General features: G+C 69.0%; 1 protein-coding gene. It reads right to left on the bottom strand.

The window, feature by feature from the left end; all coding sequences use genetic code 11:
- Nucleotides 1-158: 158 nt before the first annotated feature.
- Nucleotides 159-1619: an IS1380 family transposase gene (locus VF202_14930; GenBank protein ID HEX7041409.1), complete on the bottom strand. Its 1461-nt coding sequence runs from the start codon at nt 1617-1619 to the stop codon at nt 159-161.
- Nucleotides 1620-1888: the final 269 nt, after the last annotated feature.

Below are 1888 nucleotides of genomic sequence, written 5' to 3'. Positions count from 1 at the left end.
CTCGGCTTATTCACGGGCGCGTGCTGAAGTTCCTGAAATTGCCGAGTGACCGGTTCACGCGCCAGGTCGCGGTCGCAGCACCGTCGGCGGCGACACGGCCCCCTTTCCCCCCGAGGGTGGGAGGGTGGGTGTGGGTTTCAGCTCCCCGCCCGGAGGTGCTATGCCGGAGTGGGCAGGGCCTGGAGAGCGGGCGAGCCGCGCGCGGGCGGGAGTTCGCCAATTCGGGCGTGCAAGCGCTGCCAAAGATGCGCGCGCGAAGCCTCGATGACGACCCTGACGTAGCGGCCGGCCAGCAGCACGCGAGCCGCGGACCTGAGGACGAGCGCGCGGAAGCGCTGACGGCTCATGCGCCGCCTCTCGTCCCGGCTGAGCAGGTCGGCGCCGGCGGCCATGAGGTTCGCGGCCAGGAGCGCGAGCAGGAGTTTGGCCTGATTGGCGGCGAAGGTGTCCGGCTCGTCGTAGTCGCGGCGAATCGCCCGTTCGCGGTAGTGGGACTTGGGACGCGGCGAGGAGGAGAGCGTGGGGCCGAGTGCGGTCTTGAAGGCGCCGAAATCGCTCTCGGCACTGCCGCGCCGGCGGTAGCGCTCCAGCAGCGATTCGGCGCTCTCGACGTCGGCCGGCTCGCTGGTGAGCAGGAAGAAGTGGTCGAGAAAGAGGTGCTGCTGCTCGTCGGGTCGCTCGAGGAGAACGAGCACGACACGACGTGCCCGGCTCCACTTGCCGGCCCGGTAGGAGAGCTCGTGGAACCAGATGCGGCCTTCGGCGGGTGGGCGGCCGGGCGGACGCTTCAGGTAGGGGGCGGCCAGGCGCTCGAGGGCCGCGTTCGAGCGGATGCGGCAGACGTAGGGAATGCCTTCGGCCTCGAGGGTGCTCAGGAAGGCGGGCGCGGGGAAGCCGGCATCCGCGCGCAGCCAGACGCGGGGCACGAAGGAGCGCAGCCAGCGCAGGATGGGCAACGCAAAGTCGAGTCCGCCCGCGGCCGTGTGCGCGCCTCCGGGCCGGAGACGGCCACCCAGGAAGTAGCGTCCGTCGAGGCTGGCGACGAGCGGGTGAAAGCAGCGGGCGTGGTAGTGGGCGTTGTAGGCGCTGCCGGGCTGGTGGCCGTGGACCTCGTGGGGGACGGAGTCGAGATCGAGGGTCGCTTCCTTGCGATCGGGGGCCAGGAAGGGGACGACGATCCGCCGGAGGATCTGCTCGAGCCCGGCGGCGTTCGTCTCCTCGCCGAGCGCGTAGAGCAGGCGCGAGAGCGTCGACTGGGAACAGAGACCATCGGGCGTGCGGCCTCGCCCGGGCCGAAGCGGGCTCTGGCCGCGCCGCGTGGAGACGGCCAGACGCAGGACCGGGTCGTCGCGCAGCAGCGTGACATCGTTCTGGTCCTCGTAGCCCTGGACGAGCAGGAGCAACCAGGTGCGCAGCAGGTCGAGGAAGGGGTGGGAGATGAGCTCTGGATTGCGGGCGTCCTCGAGATGCTCCCGGACCAAGCGCGGCAGTCCGAGCCGCTCGCTCAGCTCGCGCACCAGCAAGGCGCCGCCGTCCGCGCTCAGACGCTCGGGCCGGGCCTCGACGTGGACGGAGCGGTTGAAATACAGCGGAAAGAGTGTAGCTTGGAGTTCACCCATGGCGTGTTTGCCGGCTGCGTGTGAAGGTGAATGGGTCGCACCTCCATCTTAGTGCGCAGCAAGCAGATGCGCCATGGGCTTTTCTATACCCACTGCGACGCGTCTATGGACCTGGCGAATAAGGCGGGGTAATTTCTCCCCTCGCCCCTCCCGTTGGCCATGGTGTCGGGCTGGCGGGAGGGGCGTACCCATCCACCGTACTGTCAGGCTTTTTCGGTCCTTTGCGGGAATGGTGCCAAGTTTCCGCAGATTCTGGCATCTGATCACCT

The organism is Trueperaceae bacterium (genome assembly GCA_036381035.1).
GTDB lineage: Bacteria > Deinococcota > Deinococci > Deinococcales > Trueperaceae > DASRWD01.
The sequence above is the reverse complement of the archived record's forward strand: the minus strand, read 5'-3'. Positions and strand labels throughout refer to the sequence as shown.